A 2097-nucleotide genomic window follows, 5' to 3' on the forward strand; every position below is an offset into this window, starting at 1 on the left:
GCGGGGTCGGCGGTGGGGCGCCGCCGTGATCAGTGGGTTCCGACATACCCGCATCCCACCACACCCCTCAGACAGAGATTCGAAACTCGGGGAGGATGCGTAGGTATCGGGTAAGAACACGTTTTCGATAAACACCTACGCCGTGGCGGGCCGCTCAGTCCACCGTGTCGCCGGGCTCCTCGGGTGCGGCCGCGGTCTCGGCCATCCGATCGCGGAGGTGATCGGCCATGGCTCCGGCACCCTCGCCGCCGTGATCCTGGTCGACCTGCTCGATGAGCCCCGCCAGCTTCTCCTTATCTGTCGCGTCCGTGCTGCCGTCCATGATCGGACCCGTCTGCTTCTCATCGCTCATGAGGCGGACGGTACGGCCCGCTCCTGGGCGCGGCCCAGGGGGTGCGTGGGCCGCTGCGATCAGTGCGCGACAGTGGGGTGGGGTCGCAGCTGCAGCGTCTTGGGGGAGCGTCCCGCCCACACCGTGGTGACCAGCACTGTCGCGCTGCGCGACAACCCGGTCGGGGCGACGAGCTCCGTGCTCGTGGCTACGGTCGCCGGGAAGCTGCTGCTCGCCGCCGTGCCGCATTCGGTGCCCTGTCCCTCCGGCCGTCGTCGGGTTCGGGCGGCGCGCCCCGGGTCGCGGACGAGTGGGAGCACGATGCCACCGGAGGGAGTATCGGCCGGTTCGACGCGGGTCAGCCGATCGGGTCGCCGATCCCCACGACCGCGAGCTGCATGTTGTGGTCGGAGCCCTGGAAGCTGCTGTCGAACCGGTCGCCCGAGATCGGCACGAGATTGCGGTAGCTGAACGGGTACGGCGAGTTCTTCAGCATCACGTAGTCGATGCGGCTGGTCGGGTAGGCGTGGCGGGTGAGCAGGACCGGGTAGTCGATGTTCGGTCCACCGGTGCCGTTCGACTGGTTCGCGGTGCTGAAGTCGAGATTCGTCCGGTCGGAGGTCGCCGCAGCATCGATGTAGCCGTCGGCGAGGAGTCGCAGCGAGCCGGCGTCGGACTCCAGCGCACCGTTCCCGTTGAAGTCGCCCACGAACACGATCGGCAGCGAGGCGCCGTCGGCCTGGCGCGCCTTCCCGTCCATGAACCGCGCGATCGCTGCGGCCTCGAGCTTCCGAACCGGGCCGTGATCGCCGACCGGCAGGTGGATCGAAACCGCCAGGAAGCTGCGTCCCACCGCTCCGGAGGTATCGAGGATGCCGAATCGCGCCCACATCCCCGCCTCGTCCGACATCGACGACGGCCAGTCGCGACCGACGAGGTCGCGCGGTGAGATGAAACCCGAGTCCTGCACGACGAGCTTCGTCGGGTTGTAGAACAGGTTGGAGTCGACATACGAGTCCGCGTGCTCGTAGACCCACGCGTTCCCGTCCGTGCGGGCGTTGGCGTAGGGCACCGCCGCTGTCGCAAGCGCCGTCTGCAGCGTCTGGTACTGCTCGACGCAGCTCAGCCGGCCTCGCGGGTTCAGGCACGCCGGCTGGATCCGGGCGGTGGTCAGCTCCTGCAGGCCGATCAGGTCCGGGGTGTGCGCCTCGATGTTCGCGACGACCTTCGGCAGCCGCTGGTCCCATCGCTCCTGCGGCGCGTACGAGGCGCTCGCGGTGACGCTCTGCACGTTCCAGGTCGCGACCGAGAGCGGTGTGGAGGGCCCGCTGGCCGCCGTCATCCCCGCGAGCGACCAGGTGCCGGAGGGGGTCAGCCGGTACTTGTCCTGCAACGAGAAGCGGGTGCCCGCGGCGGGGTTCGGGCTCCGCAGGTTGGACTGCGCGACCTTGACGAAGACGACGTTCCCCGTGCCCGCACCGAGCACGCCCCGAAGCGACGGGGGGACCGTGAGCACCGCAGAGCGGACCGCTGCGGGCATCCAGCCGGTGCTGAAGCGATGGGCGTCCGTCATGCTGTTCGCGCCGGCGACGACCTTCACGCTGCGCGCCTGCCCGCCTCCGGTCCAGGTGACGCGGATGCGGTTCGGCCCGTCCGGAACGGCCTGCACGGAGGTGATGGAGGTCGGCACGTACGGCACCGGCCGGACGCCGTGCCGGGTGCTGCTCGCCGCGACGCCGACCGCGACGACCCTCACCGAGTACGAC

At 69.9% G+C, this 2097-nt stretch carries 2 protein-coding genes; both read right to left on the minus strand.

The window, feature by feature from the left end; genetic code table 11:
- Positions 1–154: 154 nt before the first annotated feature.
- Positions 155–352 (minus strand): hypothetical protein, encoded by a 198-nt coding sequence (locus ACFE67_RS14950; RefSeq protein WP_375407661.1) that lies wholly within the window; start codon positions 350–352, stop codon positions 155–157.
- A gap of 337 nt (positions 353–689) precedes the next feature.
- On the minus strand, positions 690–2097 hold a 1408-nt coding region (locus ACFE67_RS14955), incomplete at its 5' end, for an endonuclease/exonuclease/phosphatase family protein (protein ID WP_375407662.1).

Origin of the sequence: uncultured Amnibacterium sp., from assembly GCF_964244015.1 — a bacterium.
Taxonomy (GTDB): domain Bacteria; phylum Actinomycetota; class Actinomycetes; order Actinomycetales; family Microbacteriaceae; genus Amnibacterium.